The organism is Pseudomonas sp. GM41(2012) (genome assembly GCF_000282315.2).
Taxonomy (GTDB): domain Bacteria; phylum Pseudomonadota; class Gammaproteobacteria; order Pseudomonadales; family Pseudomonadaceae; genus Aquipseudomonas.
In genome coordinates this window covers 1,376,568-1,393,258 of the sequence record NZ_AKJN02000007.1, presented here as the reverse complement: position 1 = coordinate 1,393,258, position 16,691 = coordinate 1,376,568, and the positions used below count along the sequence as shown (strand labels likewise).

Below are 16,691 nucleotides of genomic sequence, written 5' to 3'. Positions count from 1 at the left end.
AAGTGTCTTGCGAAATACTGCGACCTGAAATTCCGAGTCGAACTCAGGTTCTGAAAAGCCCCCGATCGGCTCCCTTTCCCCTCTCCCCCGTGGGGAGAGGGCTGGGGTGAGGGGTGGATTCAAGCTACAACACAGATACCAACCAGCCCTTTCACTCAATCCCGACCTGATTACGCCCATTGTTCTTCGCCAGGTACAGCCCCTTGTCCGCCGCCAGGATCAATTGACGGCAATCGCCACCCGGTTGCGGAGTCATGGTCGACAGGCCGATGCTGATGGTCAGGCTTGAACCTTCGGCCGGGAAAACATGCGGAATCTTTAGCGAATCCACGGTCTGGCGCAGTTTTTCCGCGACCAGTCTCGCGCCGCCCGGCGAAGTATTGGGCAGCACCAGGGCGAATTCTTCGCCGCCGTAACGGGCCGGCAGGTCCGAAGGTCGGGCGCTGGCATCACGAATCGCCGTGGCCACTTTGCGCAGGGCTTCATCGCCTTCAAGGTGGCCGAAGCTGTCGTTGTAGGACTTGAAGTAGTCGACATCGATCATCAGCAGCGACAGTTGACTCTGGTCGCGCAGCGAACGGCGCCACTCAAGCTCCAGGTATTCGTCGAAATGCCGGCGGTTCGACAGCCCGGTCAGGCCGTCCGAGTTCATCAAGCGTTGCAGCACCAGGTTGGTGTCGAGCAACTGCTGCTGGCTGACCCGCAATGCGCGATACGCGGCGTCACGCTGCAGCAACGTCATGTAGGAGCGCGAGTGATAGCGGATGCGCGCCACCAGTTCGATGTTGTCCGGCAATTTGACCAGGTAATCATTGGCCCCGGCCGCAAACGCCGCGCTCTTGATCAGCGGGTCTTCCTTGGTCGACAGGACAATGATCGGGATGTCCTTGGTCGCCGGGTGGTTGCGGTACTCGCGCACCAGGCTCAAGCCGTCAAGACCGGGCATCACCAGATCCTGCAGAATCACCGTCGGTTTGATGCGGATCGCATGGGCGATGGCCTGGTGCGGGTCGGCGCAGAAATGGAAGTCGATGTTATCTTCGTTCGACAACCCGCGGCGTACCGCCTCGCCGATCATTGCCTGATCGTCCACCAACAACACCATGGCGGCGTTTTCGTCGGTTTTGAAGTCGTCGAGCTGTAAATCAGTCATGGGCAGTCACCTGAGTACTACTTGGGCCAGATTGCTGTGAAATGTCTTCATGTGGGGAAAATCTCCAGCAATCGTGGCGCTATCTTTTCCAGTGGGCGAATCTCCACAGCGGCGTCGATGGCCGCTGCCGCCTTCGGCATGCCATACACCGCGCTGCTGTGCTGATCCTGAGCGATGGTCAGGTAGCCCTGTTGGCGCATGAGTTTAAGCCCCTGCGCGCCATCGCGTCCCATGCCGGTGAGCAAAACCCCCACGGCATCGCCGTTCCAGTAACTGGCCACGCTCTCGAAGAACACATCGATCGAGGGCCGGTAGATTTCGTTGACCGGTTCGGCGGTGTAGGCCAGCGTGCCGTTTTTCAACAAGCGAATATGGTGGTTAGTACCCGCCAGCAACACCGAGCCGGCCTGCGGAGGCTCGCCTTCCTGGGCCAGGCGCACATTCAGGCCGCTGGCGCTGCTGAGCCATTCGGCCATGCCGGCGGCGAACACCTGGTCCACGTGCTGCACCAGCACGATGGCGGCCGAAAAATCTCGCGGCAACCCCTTGAGCAATACTTCCAGCGCGGCCGGCCCACCTGCCGATGAGCCAATGGCGATCAGGCGCTGGCGCGAACCTGAACTGCGCAGCGGGCTTGGGGCGGCTCGCTCGCGATTGCCGCGGTCACCGATCAGCCAACCGATGTTTATGATCTTGCGCAGTAACGGGGCCGCTGCCTCTTGGGCATTGCCGCCACCGATGGCCGGCGTATCGACCACATCCAGCGCGCCGTGACCCATGGCCTCAAACACCCGATGCACGTTCTGCTGGCGGTCGACCGTAACGATGACAATCGCGCACGGCGTCTCGGCCATGATCCGCCGGGTCGCCTCGATGCCATCCATCACCGGCATGATCAGGTCCATCAGAATCAGATCCGGCGTATTTTCAGCGCAACGCTGCACCGCCTCGGCCCCATTACTGGCGACCCAGACCACCTCGTGCGCCGGATCGAAGGCCAGGGCGCGGCGCAGGGCCTCCACAGCCATGGGCATGTCGTTGACGATCGCTATTTTCATGCACGTGCTCCTCCAATGAGCTCAACCACCGCGTCAAGCAGGGCGTCGTCATGAAAACTGGCTTTGGCTAGATAATAGTCGGCTCCAGCGTCCAGTCCACGGCGACGGTCCTCTTCACGATCTTTATAAGACACCACCATCACCGGCAGGGATTGCAGGCGATTGTCCCGACGCAACAAAGACACCAGTTCGATGCCATCCATGCGTGGCATATCGATGTCGGTGATCAGCAGATCGAAATCCTCCGAACGCAAGGCGTTCCAGCCATCCATCCCGTCCACCGCCACCGCCACGTCGTAGCCTCGATTGAGTAGCAACTTGCGTTGCAGCTCACGTACGGTCAGCGAATCGTCGACCACCAGAATCCGTTTTCGAGCCGCTTCAACCGCCTGGTTGCCTTGACGGGCAATGCGCTCAAGACGCCCGGTATTGAGCAGTTTGTCCACCGAACGCAACATGTCTTCGACGTCGACGATCAGCACCACCGAACCATCGTCGAGCAAGGCCCCGGCGGAAATGTCCTGCACCTTGCCCAGACGCTCGTCCAGCGGCAAAACGACCAACGTCCGCTCGCCGACAAAACGCTCGACCGCCACGCCGTAAATCGCCTCGCGCTCGCGAATCACCACCACTTTGAGGGTTTGCTGACTGTTCTGGCCCGCCGGACGCTGCAACAGCTGACTGGCCGCGACCAGCCCGACATGCCGGCCTTCGTGCCAGAAATGCTGACGGCCTTCGACCTGGACAATGTCCGCCGGCTCCAGATCGCACATCCGTTCGATGTGGGCCAGCGGGAAGGCATACGCCTCGTCACCGACTTCCACCACCAGACTGCGCACCACCGACAGGGTCAGCGGCACTTCGAGATGGAAGCGACTGCCCTCGCCCGCCGCCTGCTCCAGTACGACCGCGCCGCGCACCTGGCGGACCATGTGCTGGACCGAATCCAGTCCGACGCCGCGCCCGGAGACTTCGGTGACCGTGTCGCGCATGCTGAAACCTGGCAGAAACAGGAAGGTCAGCAGCTCTTCTTCACTCAATTGCGCGGCGGTTTCGGCCGGGGACAATTGGCGCTCGATGATGCTGCGGCGGACCTTTTCCAGATCGACGCCATTGCCGTCATCACTCAGCTCCAGCACCAACAGACCAGCCTGATGGGATGCACGCAAACGGATCAGGCCTTCAGCGGGTTTGCCCGCCAATAGCCGCTGCTCCGGGGATTCGATGCCGTGATCCACGGCATTGCGCAGCAGGTGGGTCAGCGGCGCTTCAAGCTTTTCCAACACGTCGCGGTCGACCTGGGTTTTCTCACCTTCGATCTCCAGCCGCACCTGTTTGCCGAGGCTGCGACCGAGGTCGCGGACCATGCGCTCTTGCCCGGCCAACACATCGGCAAACGGCCGCATGCGGCAGGCCAGCGCGGTGTCGTACAGCACTTGCGCCCGTTGACTGGCCTGCCAGGCGAACTCATCCAGTTCGGCGTTCTTTTCCACCAGCAATTGCTGAGATTCAGCCAGTAGCCGACGAGCGTCTTCGAGGGCTTCCTGTGCTTCCAGACTCAAGGCATGGTCCTTGAGGTGGACGTTGAGATTTTCCAGGGCCCGCAGGCCCTTGTTCTGCATACGCTTGAGGCGTTGCATGGTGGCCAGGTGCGGTTTGAGCCGCAGGGTTTCCACCAGGGATTTGCTCGACAGATCAAGCAGGCTGTTCAGGCGTTCGGCCGTGACCCGCAGCACCCGCTCGCCGTTTTCGGTGGTGCGTTTAGTCTTGGGCGTTGGCTCGGCGGGCGCTGCTGGGGGGGCTTCGGTGGCGGCCAGCATGGGCGGCTCAACCTTGGGCGTCGGCGGTTCCAGCTGAAGTTCTGCCATCGGCGGCGCGATGGGGGTAGCCACCATGTGATCAAGCAGCCGTCCCATCAAGACGACGTAAGCTTCGATATCCGCAGGCGCCGGAGCGTTGCTCGGCGTCGCAATTCGCATCAGCAGATCGGTGCCTTGCAACAGTGCATCAATGTATTCGGGCCGCAGGTACAGGCGCCCTTCCTGGGCGCTGACCAGGTAATCTTCCATCACATGGGCGACGCTGACCCCGGCATCCACGCCGACAATCCGCGCCGCGCCTTTGAGCGAGTGGGCCGCGCGCATGCACGACTCGAGGTAATCGGCCTGGGTCGGATCGCGCTCGAGCGCCAGCAGGCCGGCGCTTAGCACCAAGGTCTGGGCCTCGGCTTCCAGACTGAACAGTTCCAGCAAAGAGGCGTCGCGCATTTGCTCGGGGGTCATGTAAGGCTCCGGGTCACGGCGGACAGCAGCTGTTCTTCATCCAGCCAACGCAGGCTGCGGCCTTTGAATTGCAACACGCCACGGGTGTATTTGGCGCTGGCCTGCGTGCCAGAACGGGACGCCGCCTCGAGGATGCGTTCGTCGATGGCGTGAATCCCGTCCACTTCGTCCACCGGCGCCACCACCGGTCCGCCGTGGGCGGCGATGATCAGCATGCGCGGCATGACCCGCGCGCCGGACGCCACGCTGCTGGCGCCGTCGAGCCCGAGCAATTCCACCAGCGACAGGCACGCCACCAACGCGCCGCGCACATTCGCCACGCCGAGCAAGGCCCGGGAGCGTTGGTGCGGCAGGGAATGAATCGCTTGCAGCGGCGCGACTTCCACCAGACTGCGAGTGGCCAGGGCCAGCCATTCTTCGCCCAGACGGAACATCAGCAGCGAACGGGTTTTCACCTCGCTCTCGACCGCCGTGGAGACTTGCCCGCGGTCTTCCTGCTGTAACGCGTAGCGGTCGAGCAAGCGCGTCGCCGCGGCCGAATACACCGCGCAATTGCGGCAGTGAATGTGATCGCTCAGTAGCGGGCAGGACTTGTCGCCGTGGATACCGATGCGGTTCCAGCAGTCGTCGATGGCCTGGGCATCTTGATGGGTGAGGCTAAAAGTGTCGGCGGCGATCATCGGTTACGCTCACTGTCAGCGGCGCGCTCGCTGCGGGCGGCGCGGTCCTGCAATCGTCTGGCTCCCGCCGTGTCGCCCAAGGATTGCAGCAACGCCGCCAGGTGCATCAACGCGTCGGGATGTTGCGGGTCGAGGTACAACGCCTTGCGATAAAAACCCTGAGCCTCAAGGACTCTGCCGGCGACATCGCTGAGCAAGCCCAGCCAGTAGAAGACTTGGGCCACGGGTTCATGACTGCGCAAATAGCTATCGCACGCGGCGCGGGCCTCGGCACTTTTGCCTTCGTTGGCCAGCGCGGCGATGTTCGCCAGCAGCGCGGCGGTGTCCGGGTTGGCGACTTTCGTCACGACAGGGAGCGGCGCCACCGGTGCGAAGGGCCGGCTGCGAACGGGCGGCGGTGTCACGCTGCGCACCGGTTGGTGCACGGGCAGAGGCGTCGGAACGAACGTCGCAATGGGCGCAGGCTCTGGAGCGCTCTGACGACTGAACGCAAAGGACTGCGGGATGCCGATCGAACGCATGCCTAAACGGCCGAGCAAACTGCCCTCGGCCGGGCCGATAAACAGCACGCCATCCACATGGGTCAGACGCTTGAGCACCTCGAACACTTGCTGCTGGGTCGGCTGATCGAAATAGATCAGCAGGTTGCGGCAAAACACAAAGTCATACGGAAGTTCGTTGGCCAGCAATGTCGGATCCAGCAGATTGCCGACCTGCAAACGCACTTGTTCGAGCACTCGCCCGCAGAGGCGATAGCCCTCCTCGCCTTCGGCGGTGAAATGCCGGTCGCGAAAGGCGATGTCCTGACCCCGGAACGAATTCTTGCCGTACAGCGCGCGTCGGGCTTTTTCCACCGACAACGGACTGACGTCCATGCCTTCGACCTTGAACTGGTGCGGCTGTAACCCGGCATCGAGCAGCGCCATGGCGATGGAATACGGTTCTTCACCGGTGGAACACGGCAGGCTGAGAATCCGCAGTGCGCGCATGTTGTTGATGTCGTTCAGGCGTTTGGTGGCCAGTTTCGCCAACGTGGCGAAGGATTCCGGGTAACGGAAAAACCAGGTCTCGGGGACAATCACCGCTTCGATCAACGCCTGCTGCTCGTCCTGCGAACCCAGCAAGGTGTGCCAGTACTCATCGGCCGTCAGCGCCTTGGATGCCGTGCTGCGCTGGCGCACCGCACGCTCGATGATCGCCGGTCCCACCGAGGTCACGTCGAGACCGATGCGCTCTTTGAGGAAATCGAAAAACCGTTGATCACTGCTCATGGCCGCTCCTCAAGCAGCGCCAGGTCCCGCGGCGGCGACGGATACAGCAGGGCGCGAACCTGATCGTCGAGCAAGTCGGCGACCCGCACCCATTGCAGCAAACCCTGGGCATCTTCACGCACCGGCCCAAGGTACGGCGCCTGACGATTGTCCAGGCCATAGGGCTGAAAATCCGCCGGGTTGCAGCGCAAGGTATCGGTGGCCTGTTCCAGAATCAGCCCGAGCAATTGCGCCTCAGCGAACTCATCCGGACGGTAATTAACCAGCACCAAGCGGGTGCTGGTGCGGGCCTGGGCCGGTTGGCCGAACGTCAGCGCACTGAGGTCGATCACCGGCACCACCGCGCCGCGGTAGGCGAACACCCCGGCCACCCATTCCGGCGCGCGGGGAATCGGTTTCAACGGCAGACACGGCAGCACTTCCGCCACCTCGATGGCCTGCAAGGCATAGCGCTCGTTGCCGATGCGGAACACCAGAAACAATGATTGCAGCGCCGGCTTCACGGCGGTGCGTTTGGCCGTGGGTTCACTCATCAGACTTTGAATCGCGAAACGCCACCACGCAGCCCTACGGCCACCTGGCTCAGTTCGTCGATGGCGAAACTGGCCTGGCGCAGGGACTCGACGGTCTGGCTGCTGGCATCGCCCAACTGCACCAGCGCATGATTGATCTGTTCGGCGCCCGTGGCCTGGGCCTGCATGCCTTCGTTGACCATCAACACCCGCGGCGCCAATGCCTGAACCTGATGGATGATCTGCGACAACTGCTCGCCGACCTGCTGCACCTCGGACATGCCGCGGCGCACCTCTTCAGAGAACTTGTCCATGCCCATGACCCCGGCCGACACCGCCGACTGGATCTCGCGCACCATCTGCTCGATGTCGTACGTGGCAACGGCGGTCTGGTCCGCCAGACGTCGCACTTCGGTGGCGACCACGGCAAACCCGCGGCCGTATTCACCGGCCTTTTCGGCCTCAATCGCCGCGTTGAGCGACAGCAGATTGGTCTGGTCGGCGACCTTGACGATGGTCACTACCACCTGATTGATGTTGCCGGCCTTCTCATTGAGGATCGCCAGTTTGGCGTTGACCAGATCCGCCGCGCCCATCACCGAGTGCATGGTCTCTTCCATCCGCGCCAGGCCTTGCTGCCCGGAACCGGCGAGCACCGAGGCCTGATCGGCGGCGGTGGAGACTTCGGTCATCGTGCGCACCAGATCCCGCGAAGTGGCCGCAATCTCACGGGACGTCGCGCCAATTTCGGTGGTGGTGGCGGCGGTTTCGGTGGCGGTCGCTTGCTGTTGTTTGGAGGTGGCGGCGATCTCGGTCACCGAAGTGGTGACCTGCACCGAGGAACGCTGGGCCTGGGACACCAGGGACGTCAGCTCGGTCATCATGTCGTTGAAGCCGGTTTCCACGGCGCCGAACTCATCTTTACGATCAAGGTTCAGGCGACTGCTGAGATCGCCGGTACGCATGACTTCGAGAATTTCGACGATCCGGTTCATCGGCGCCATGATTGCGCGCATCAACAGCAGGCCGCAGAGGCCGGCGACGATGATCGCCACCAGCATCGAGACGCCCATGCTGATTTTGGCGGCCGTCACTGCATCACCGATGGCCTGCGTGGATTGCTCAGACTGGGCATGATTATTTTCAAGAAGGCTGTTCAACTGCTTGCGCCCATTGATCCAGGCCGGCATAAGTTTTTGCTCCAGGGCAAGAACCGCCTGGTCGTACTCTTTGCGCTGATAGAGATCGAGAACGTTGGTCAATTCTTTGTTGTAGAGCTGATGACGCACTTCGAACTCGTCGAACAGGGCCCGATCGTCCTGCCTGAAAATGGTTTTTCGGTAGTTGGCTATTTGCTCGTTCAAGCGCTCTTCGAAGCTTTTGTACATGGTCTGGTCTGCGACGGTTATTTCGCGACGTCCGGAAAGGCCGACAATCTGTTGGGTGAGGTTAAAACTGTCGACCCACGCGCCGCGGATCATCGAACTGAAATACACCCCGGGGACCGCATCGGTGCGGACTGATTCTACGCCGGCGTCGATCTTCGTCAGCCGAGAAAAAGACACCACGACCATCAGCAGCATGATCGCGATAATCACCGCAAAACTCGCCAAGATGCGTTGGCGCAACGTCCAGTTCTTCACAGTCAGTCCTCGGGTGCGGTTCAAATGCTGCGGAGTATAGCTGAGGGCTGTGTTTCATTTATAAGACTGTTGCCAGGGGTGAATCGGAAGAAACGAGTCGTGCAATGACAATAAAATCTGTGGTGCTGCTGAAAATGTCATCGCGAGCAGGCTCGCTCCCACACACGATCTATGTGGGAGCGAGCCTGCTCGCGAAGAACGATGACCCGAATTAACTGACTGCACATCTATTCCGGTGGATCGAGGTTACTCAAAGCCCTCGCGGAACGCGCTTTTTAAACAACGCTTAGATAGAAGCCTGACGAACCTGTTTCTCCAGCTCGGCCTTCAACCCCGGCTCAAGCTTCAACTGACGTGCAAGCTCATCGAGGTAGGACTTTTCCATGAAGCTCTCTTCATCCACCAGCATCACACTGGCGATGTACATCTCGGCAGCCATTTCCGGGGTGCTGGCAGCGCGGGCGACTTCTGTCGGGTCGAGCGGCTTGCTGAGTTCGGCATGCAGCCACTGCTGCAATTCCTGATCGTTGTCGAGTTTGGTGAATTCGCCTTCTATCAATGCACGTTCGCGTTCATCAACGTGGCCATCGGCTTTGGCCGCCGCAACCAGCGCCTTGAGTATCGCCTGGCTATGCAACTCGACTTGCGCTGGAGGCAGGCGGTCGAGTGTCTGCGGTTCAGTCTTCGGCGCGGAGCCCTGCTGGGACTGCCAATTACCGTAGGCCTTGTAGGCAATGACGCCGAGCGCCGCGAGGCCGCCGTAGAGGGCGACTTTACCGCCGACGTTGCGTGCCTTTTTGCTGCCGAGCAACAGGCCCATGGCACCCGCCGCCAACGCCCCGCCGCCCGCGCCCGAAAGCAGACTGCCGAGGCCGCCCGAACCGCCGCTACCGCCGAGCAATCCGCCCAAACCACCGCTGGAGGTCTTGTTTTGTGAGCCGCCGGCCTTGTTCTGCAACATGTCCTGACCGGACTTGAGTAGCTGATCGAGCAATCCACGCGTGTTCATTTGCCGCCTCCAAAAAAGGGGTTAACCGGATCAATAAGGCCATCAGCCTAGATCGAAAGTGCCCGGCATTCGGGGGCGAGAGTGCTTCTAGATGTTGCGCAGCACCCGCAGCACTTCAGAAAAATAGATATACACTCGAGTCAATCTATAAAAACCGCCCACCGGGTACTTTCTCCATGATGACCTTGCGTCAGATCCGTCACTTCATCGCCGTGGCCGAGACCGGTTCGATCTCCGCCGCCGCGCAAACCGCGTTTATTTCCCAATCGACACTGACCCTGGCGATCCAGCAACTGGAGCAGGAAATCGGCGTCGGCCTGTTCAACCGCCACGCCAAGGGCATGACGCTGACCCACCAGGGCCACCAATTCCTACGCCAGGCGCACCTGATTCTGGCGACGGTGGACAACGCCAAACGCAGCCTGCAGCAGAGTACCGATCAAGTCGCCGGGCAGTTGATCATCGGCGTGACCAGCCTGGTGGCCGGTTATTACCTCGCAGACTTGCTCACCCGTTTCCAGCGTGCCTACCCCAACGTCGAAATCCGGGTGATGGAGGATGAGCGCCCATACATCGAGCATTTGCTGGTCAGCGGCGAGATTGATGTCGGCGTACTGATCCTCTCCAACCTCGAAGACCGCCACGCCTTGCAAACCGAAGTGCTGACCCACTCGCCCCATCGGCTGTGGCTGCCGGCCCAGCATCCGCTACTGGAACACGACAGCATCAACCTCGCCGACGTGGCCCGTGAGCCGTTGATTCAGCTGAACGTCGATGAAATGGACCGCAACGCCCAGCGCATGTGGACAGCGGCCTCCCTACAACCGCGCATCACCTTGAGAACGGCGTCGACGGAAGCGGTGCGAAGCCTCGTGGCCGCGGGATTGGGCGTGTCGATCCAGCCCGACATGACCTATCGCCCATGGTCACTGGAGGGCGACATCATCGAAGCGCGCCCGATTGCCGACCTGAGCCAGACCCTCGACGTCGGCTTGGCCTGGCGTCGCGGCACCGCGCGCCCAGCGCTGGTGGACCCATTCCTGACCGTCGCCCGCGAGCAGCCCCACGGCGGGCGCAAGCCATCTATTTAATCGAACGCCACCTTCAGTATTTAGTATTTGTCGACCTCGGGTGCGGCGCCTAGTCTTGGTACATCTATAAGACGGCCGCGCCCCAGTCATAGGGAGCAGCATGGCCACACAAGAAAAGAGAACCCGAAAAATGGCTGGCGCGCAGACCCCGTTGTTCACCGCGTTGTTGATCGATGGCGAATTGGTCGCGGGCCAGGGGTTTGTCGAACCGATCCTCAACCCGGCCACCGGGGAAGTGCTGATCCACATCGCCGAAGCCAGCACCGAGCAAGTCGAAGCCGCGATCCTCGCCGCCCACCGCGCCTTTGCCGGTTGGTCGCGGACCACGCCGCAACAACGCTCGAACCTGTTGCTGGACATCGCCAACGCCATCGAAAAACAAGCCGACCTCCTCGCCCGCCTCGAATCCCTGAACTGTGGCAAGCCGTTGCACCTGGCGCGTCAGGATGACTTGAGCGCCACGGTCGATGTGTTCCGCTTCTTCGCCGGCGCCGTGCGCTGCCAGACCGGCCAGCTCAGCGGCGAATACCTGCCGGGTTACACCAGCATGGTCCGTCGTGATCCGATTGGTGTGGTGGCCTCGATTGCGCCGTGGAACTACCCGATCATGATGGCCGCGTGGAAAATCGCCCCGGCCCTGGCCGCCGGCAACACGCTGGTGTTCAAGCCGTCCGAACACACGCCGCTGTCGATTCTGGCCCTGGCGCCCGCGCTGGCCGAGATCCTGCCGCGCGGTGTGATCAACATCATTTGCGGTGGCGGTGAAGGCGTCGGCAGCCACTTGGTCAGTCACCCTAAAGTGCGCATGGTGTCGCTGACCGGCGATATCGTTACCGGGCAAAAAATCCTGCAAGCCGCGGCGAAAACCCTGAAACGCACTCACCTCGAACTCGGCGGCAAAGCGCCGGTGATCGTTTGCAACGATGCGGACATTCAAGCCGTGGTCGAAGGCGTGCGCACTTATGGCTATTACAACGCCGGCCAGGATTGCACCGCGGCCTGCCGCATTTATGCACAGGCCGGGATTCATGATCGCTTGGTGGCCGAACTCGGCTCAGCGGTCAGCAGCCTGCGCTTCGCCGGCAAGCGCGACGCCGACAACGAGATCGGCCCGCTGATCAGCACCCGCCAACGCGACCGCGTGGCCAGTTTCGTCGAGCGCGCCCTCGGCCAGCCGCACATCGAACGAGTGACCGGCGCGGCGGTGCATTCCGGTGCCGGCTTCTATTACCAGCCAACCTTGCTGGCCGGTTGCAAGCAGACCGATGAGATCGTCCAGCGCGAAGTGTTCGGGCCGGTGGTCACCGTGACCCGTTTCGATCAGCTCGAACAAGCCGTGGACTGGGCCAACGACTCGGAATACGGCCTCGCCTCCTCGGTCTGGACCCAGAACCTCGACAAGGCGATGCAGGTCGCGGCGCGCTTGCAGTACGGCTGCACCTGGATCAACAGCCATTTCATGCTGGTCAGCGAAATGCCCCACGGCGGCCTGAAGCGTTCGGGCTACGGCAAAGACTTATCCAGCGATTCGCTCCAGGACTACAGCGTGGTGCGGCACATCATGGCCCGCCACGGCCAGCATCTCTGACTACGCTTATAACAAGCCGCTAACGGCCTGCTTCACCACGTTCAAAACTGCCCCGACCATAATTAAAGAAGAGGGAAACCCCATGTTCGTGCACAAGACCGCACTGCTCAGTGCAATCACCACCGCGCTGCTGGCCAGTGCCAGTATCCAGGCCGCCGATCCGCTGAAAGCCGTCGGTGCCGGCGAAGGTCAGCTGGATATTGTGGCCTGGCCTGGCTACATCGAACGTGGCGAAAGCGACAAGGCCTACGACTGGGTCACCGGCTTCGAAAAGGAAACCGGCTGCAAAATCAACGTCAAGACTGCCGCCACTTCCGATGAGATGGTCAGCCTGATGTCCAAGGGTGGCTACGACCTGGTGACGGCATCCGGCGACGCCTCCCTGCGGTTGATCGCCGGCAAGCGTGTACAGCCGATCAACACGGCGTTGATCCCGAACTGGAAGAACATTGACCCTCGCCTCAAGGATGGCCCGTGGTACGTCGTCAATAAACAAACCTACGGCACCCCGTACCAATGGGGCCCGAACGTGTTGATGTACAACACCAATATCTTCAAAACGGCGCCGGACAGCTGGAGCGTGGTGTTCGAAGAGCAAACCCTGCCGGACGGTAAGTCCAACAAAGGCCGGGTCCAGGCCTACGACGGCCCGATCTACATCGCCGATGCGGCGCTTTATCTCAAATCGAAACAGCCGGAACTGGGCATCAAGGACCCGTACCAGCTCAACGAAGCGCAATACAAAGCGGCGCTGGAGCTGCTTCGCAAGCAACAGCCCTTGATCCACCGCTACTGGCATGACGCAACGGTCCAGATGAGTGACGTCAAAAACGAAGGCGTCGCGGCGTCCAGCACCTGGGGCTATATGGTCAACGGCCTGGTGGCGGACAAGCAGCCGGTTGCCTCGGTCATTCCAAAAGAAGGTGCAACGGGTTGGGCCGACACCACCATGTTGCACGCCGAAGCCAAGCACCCGAACTGTGCCTACAAGTGGATGGACTGGTCGCTGCAACCGAAAGTCCAGGGTGACCTGGCGGCCTGGTTCGGTTCGCTGCCGTCGGTTCCGGCGGGGTGCAAGGAGAGCGAATTGCTCGGCGCCGAGGGCTGCAAAACCAACGGCTTCGACCAGTTCGAGAAGATCGCCTTCTGGAAAACCCCGCAGGCTGAGGGCGGCAAGTTCGTGCCATACAGCCGCTGGACCCAGGATTACATCGCGATCATGGGTGGCCGTTAAGTTCTCAAGCACGACACGTTCAACTCCCTTTCCCCCTCTCCCCCGTGGGGAGAGGGCTGGGGTGAGGGGTGGCTTTTGACTCCGCCTCGACTCTTGGGAATGACCGACACCGCGGCCCTCACCCCCCGCCCTCTCCCGAAGGGAGAGGGAGCTAAAAGCAGGCCGCGCTCATTCGACCGTGACACCGCAACGATTCAGATTCCTCAGAAGTCCAGGCAGGGCCGCCGCGACGACCTTCGCCTTTTTGGAGCACCGCACCATGACGCTTGCAGTCCAGTTCACCAACGTTTCCCGTCAGTTCGGCGAAGTGAAGGCCGTTGATCGGGTTTCCATCGATATCCAGGACGGCGAGTTCTTTTCCATGCTGGGCCCTTCCGGTTCGGGCAAAACCACCTGTCTGCGCCTGATCGCCGGTTTCGAACAGCCGAGTGCTGGCTCTATCCGTATTCACGGCTTAGAGGCCGCCGGGCTGCCGCCGTATCAGCGTGACGTGAACACCGTGTTCCAGGATTACGCGCTGTTTCCGCACATGAACGTACTCGACAACGTCGCTTATGGTTTGAAAGTCAAAGGCATCGGCAAAACCGAACGCCAGAAACGCGCCGAAGAAGCCCTCGACATGGTCGCCCTCGGCGGTTATGGCGAGCGTAAACCGGTGCAACTGTCCGGCGGTCAGCGCCAGCGTGTGGCCCTGGCCCGCGCCCTGGTCAATCGTCCGCGCGTGCTGCTGCTCGATGAACCGTTGGGCGCGCTCGACTTAAAACTGCGCGAGCAAATGCAGGGTGAACTGAAGAAGCTGCAACGCCAGCTCGGCATCACCTTCATCTTCGTCACCCACGACCAGACGGAAGCGCTGTCGATGTCGGATCGCGTGGCGGTGTTCAACAAGGGGCGCATCGAGCAGGTCGATACCCCGCGCAACCTCTACATGAAACCGGCTACAACCTTTGTCGCCGAATTTGTCGGCACCTCCAACGTGATTCGCGGCGACCTGGCGAAACAATTGAGCGGCAATCCACAGCCGTTTTCGATTCGTCCGGAGCACGTGCGTTTCGCCGAAGGGCCGCTGGCCAGTCATGAAATCGAAGTCAGCGGTTTGCTCCATGACATTCAGTACCAGGGCAGCGCCACGCGCTATGAACTGAAACTGGAAAACGGCCAGACCCTGAACATCAGCCAGGCCAACGTCCAGTGGCTCGACGTCAGCGCGCAACATCAGACCGGACAACGCATCAGCGCACGCTGGGCACGGGAAGCGATGATCCCGTTGCACGACAACGCTGTCGGTGGGGTGTGAGATGAACAGCGTGGCTCTTTCTCAAACCCCGACCGGCGGCTCGCCATTGCGCAGGTTTTCCAACCTGCTGTATCGCCGGCCGAATTTTTACCTGTCGCTGCTGCTGGTACCGCCGCTGCTGTGGTTCGGCGCGATCTACCTCGGCTCGCTGCTGGTTCTGCTATGGCAGGGCTTCTACACCTTCGATGACTTCACCATGGCGGTCACGCCCGACCTGACCCTGGCGAACTTCGCTGCGCTGTTCCAGCCGTCGAACTTCGACATCATCCTGCGCACCTTGAGCATGGCCGTCGTCGTCTCGATCGCCAGCGCCATCGTCGCGTTCCCGATCGCCTACTACATGGCGCGCTACACCACCGGCAAAACCAAGGCGTTTTTCTACATCGCGGTGATGATGCCGATGTGGGCCAGTTACATCGTCAAGGCGTATGCCTGGACCTTGCTGCTGGCCAAGGGCGGCGTGGCGCAGTGGTTCGTTCAGCACCTGGGTCTTGAGCCGGTTTTGCAATTCGTTTTGGGCATTCCGGGCGTCGGCGGCAGCACCTTGTCGACCTCGCACCTGGGCCGGTTCATGGTGTTCGTCTACATCTGGCTGCCGTTCATGATCCTGCCGATTCAGGCCTCGCTGGAACGTCTGCCGCCGTCCTTGCTGCAAGCCTCGGCCGACCTTGGCGCCAAGCCGCGCCAGACCTTTATGCAAGTGACTTTACCGCTGTCGATTCCGGGCATCGCCGCCGGTTCGATCTTCACCTTTTCACTGACCCTGGGCGACTTCATCGTGCCGCAACTGGTGGGTCCGCCGGGCTACTTCGTCGGCAGCATGGTGTACGCCCAGCAAGGCGCGATCGGCAATATGCCGATGGCCGCGGCCTTCACGTTGGTGCCGATTGTGTTGATCGCCATTTACCTGACTATCGTGAAACGACTGGGGGCCTTCGATGCGCTCTGATGCAAAAAAACAAGCGCCGGAAACGCACGGGGAGAAAGCCTCGCTCGGCCTGCGCATCGCAGCTTGGGGCGGGTTGCTGTTTCTGCACTTCCCGATCCTGATCATCTTCCTGTACGCCTTCAACACCGAAGACGCGGCGTTCAGTTTTCCGCCTAAAGGCTTCACGTTGAAGTGGATCGGCGTGGCGTTCTTGCGTCCCGACGTGCTGGAAGCGATCAAGCTGTCGTTGCAAATCGCCTCCGTCGCGACGTTGATTGCGCTGGTCCTTGGCACGCTGGCATCGGCGGCGTTGTACCGCCGGGATTTCTTCGGCAAGCAAGGCATCTCGCTGATGCTGATCCTGCCGATTGCCTTGCCGGGGATCATCACCGGCATCGCGTTGCTGGCGACGTTCAAGACGCTGGGGATCGAGCCGGGGATGTTCACCATCATCGTCGGTCACGCGACCTTCTGTGTGGTGATCGTCTACAACAACGTCATCGCCCGCTTGCGTCGCACTTCTCACAGTTTGATCGAGGCTTCAATGGACCTCGGCGCCGACGGCTGGCAGACCTTCCGCTACATCGTCCTGCCGAACCTCGGCTCGGCGTTGCTGGCCGGCGGCATGTTGGCGTTCGCCCTGTCGTTCGACGAAATCATCGTCACCACCTTCACCGCCGGCCATGAACGCACCCTGCCGCTGTGGCTGCTCAACCAGCTCAGCCGCCCACGGGACGTGCCGGTGACCAACGTCGTCGCGATGCTGGTGATGATGGTGACCATGCTGCCGATCCTCGGCGCCTATTACCTGACCCGTGGCGGCGAGAGTGTTGCGGGCAGTGGCGGGAAATAACCGAATAGCTGTAGGAACCGAATCAACTGTGGGAGTGAGCCTGCTCGCGATGAGGACATCACATTCAACATAGATGTCGGCTGATACACCGC

Annotated in this window: 14 protein-coding genes; 6 read left to right on the top strand and 8 right to left on the bottom strand. The window is 61.3% G+C overall.

Annotated elements, in window-relative coordinates:
- Nucleotides 1-151: 151 nt before the first annotated feature.
- The 8 genes from PMI27_RS08260 to PMI27_RS08295 form a co-directional block, all read right to left on the bottom strand.
- The gene (locus PMI27_RS08260; RefSeq protein ID WP_008156606.1) at nucleotides 152-1,153 is read right to left on the bottom strand and encodes a response regulator; all 1,002 of its coding nucleotides are present in this window, start codon (nucleotides 1,151-1,153) and stop codon (nucleotides 152-154) included.
- A gap of 47 nt (nucleotides 1,154-1,200) precedes the next feature.
- Nucleotides 1,201-2,211: a chemotaxis response regulator protein-glutamate methylesterase gene (locus PMI27_RS08265; RefSeq protein WP_008156603.1), complete on the bottom strand. Its 1,011-nt coding sequence runs from the start codon at nucleotides 2,209-2,211 to the stop codon at nucleotides 1,201-1,203.
- Nucleotides 2,208-4,493: a hybrid sensor histidine kinase/response regulator gene (locus PMI27_RS08270; RefSeq protein ID WP_008156602.1), complete on the bottom strand. Its 2,286-nt coding sequence runs from the start codon at nucleotides 4,491-4,493 to the stop codon at nucleotides 2,208-2,210. Before PMI27_RS08270 ends, PMI27_RS08265 begins: the two co-directional genes overlap by 4 nt.
- The gene (locus PMI27_RS08275; RefSeq protein WP_008156600.1) at nucleotides 4,490-5,173 is read right to left on the bottom strand and encodes a chemotaxis protein CheW; all 684 of its coding nucleotides are present in this window, start codon (nucleotides 5,171-5,173) and stop codon (nucleotides 4,490-4,492) included. Before PMI27_RS08275 ends, PMI27_RS08270 begins: the two co-directional genes overlap by 4 nt.
- On the bottom strand, nucleotides 5,170-6,444 hold the full coding sequence (locus PMI27_RS08280) for a CheR family methyltransferase (protein WP_008156598.1): 1,275 nt from the start codon (nucleotides 6,442-6,444) through the stop codon (nucleotides 5,170-5,172). The genes PMI27_RS08275 and PMI27_RS08280 overlap by 4 nt, the downstream gene beginning before the upstream one ends.
- The gene (locus PMI27_RS08285) at nucleotides 6,441-6,977 is read right to left on the bottom strand and encodes a chemotaxis protein CheW (RefSeq protein WP_008156596.1); all 537 of its coding nucleotides are present in this window, start codon (nucleotides 6,975-6,977) and stop codon (nucleotides 6,441-6,443) included. The genes PMI27_RS08280 and PMI27_RS08285 overlap by 4 nt, the downstream gene beginning before the upstream one ends.
- Complete coding sequence (locus PMI27_RS08290; protein WP_008156594.1) at nucleotides 6,977-8,599, bottom strand: methyl-accepting chemotaxis protein; 1,623 nt, start codon at nucleotides 8,597-8,599, stop codon at nucleotides 6,977-6,979. Before PMI27_RS08290 ends, PMI27_RS08285 begins: the two co-directional genes overlap by 1 nt.
- 286 nt (nucleotides 8,600-8,885) lie before the next feature.
- Nucleotides 8,886-9,608, bottom strand: coding sequence for a tellurite resistance TerB family protein (locus PMI27_RS08295; protein WP_008151655.1), 723 nt, complete (start codon nucleotides 9,606-9,608; stop codon nucleotides 8,886-8,888).
- Nucleotides 9,609-9,784: 176 nt separating this feature from the next.
- On the opposite strand from PMI27_RS08295, the gene PMI27_RS08300 reads away from it, so the two are divergent.
- From PMI27_RS08300 to PMI27_RS08325, 6 genes are all read left to right on the top strand, one after another.
- Entirely contained in the window at nucleotides 9,785-10,699 is a 915-nt protein-coding gene (locus tag PMI27_RS08300; RefSeq protein WP_008151654.1) for a LysR family transcriptional regulator, read from the top strand.
- Between the two features lie 130 nt (nucleotides 10,700-10,829).
- Nucleotides 10,830-12,287, top strand: a complete 1,458-nt coding sequence (locus tag PMI27_RS08305) for a gamma-aminobutyraldehyde dehydrogenase (RefSeq protein ID WP_008151653.1) — start codon at nucleotides 10,830-10,832, stop codon at nucleotides 12,285-12,287.
- An 82-nt stretch (nucleotides 12,288-12,369) separates the two neighbouring features.
- Nucleotides 12,370-13,521, top strand: coding sequence for a putative ABC transporter substrate-binding protein YdcS (ydcS, locus tag PMI27_RS08310; RefSeq protein ID WP_008151652.1), 1,152 nt, complete (start codon nucleotides 12,370-12,372; stop codon nucleotides 13,519-13,521).
- A 259-nt stretch (nucleotides 13,522-13,780) separates the two neighbouring features.
- Nucleotides 13,781-14,818: an ABC transporter ATP-binding protein gene (locus tag PMI27_RS08315; protein ID WP_008151651.1), complete on the top strand. Its 1,038-nt coding sequence runs from the start codon at nucleotides 13,781-13,783 to the stop codon at nucleotides 14,816-14,818.
- A gap of 1 nt (nucleotide 14,819) precedes the next feature.
- Nucleotides 14,820-15,767 carry an ABC transporter permease gene (locus PMI27_RS08320; RefSeq protein WP_008151650.1) on the top strand — a complete coding sequence of 316 codons (948 nt, stop codon included), beginning with the start codon at nucleotides 14,820-14,822 and terminating at the stop codon, nucleotides 15,765-15,767.
- Nucleotides 15,757-16,599, top strand: a complete 843-nt coding sequence (locus tag PMI27_RS08325; RefSeq protein ID WP_008151649.1) for an ABC transporter permease — start codon at nucleotides 15,757-15,759, stop codon at nucleotides 16,597-16,599. The genes PMI27_RS08320 and PMI27_RS08325 overlap by 11 nt, the downstream gene beginning before the upstream one ends.
- Nucleotides 16,600-16,691: the final 92 nt, after the last annotated feature.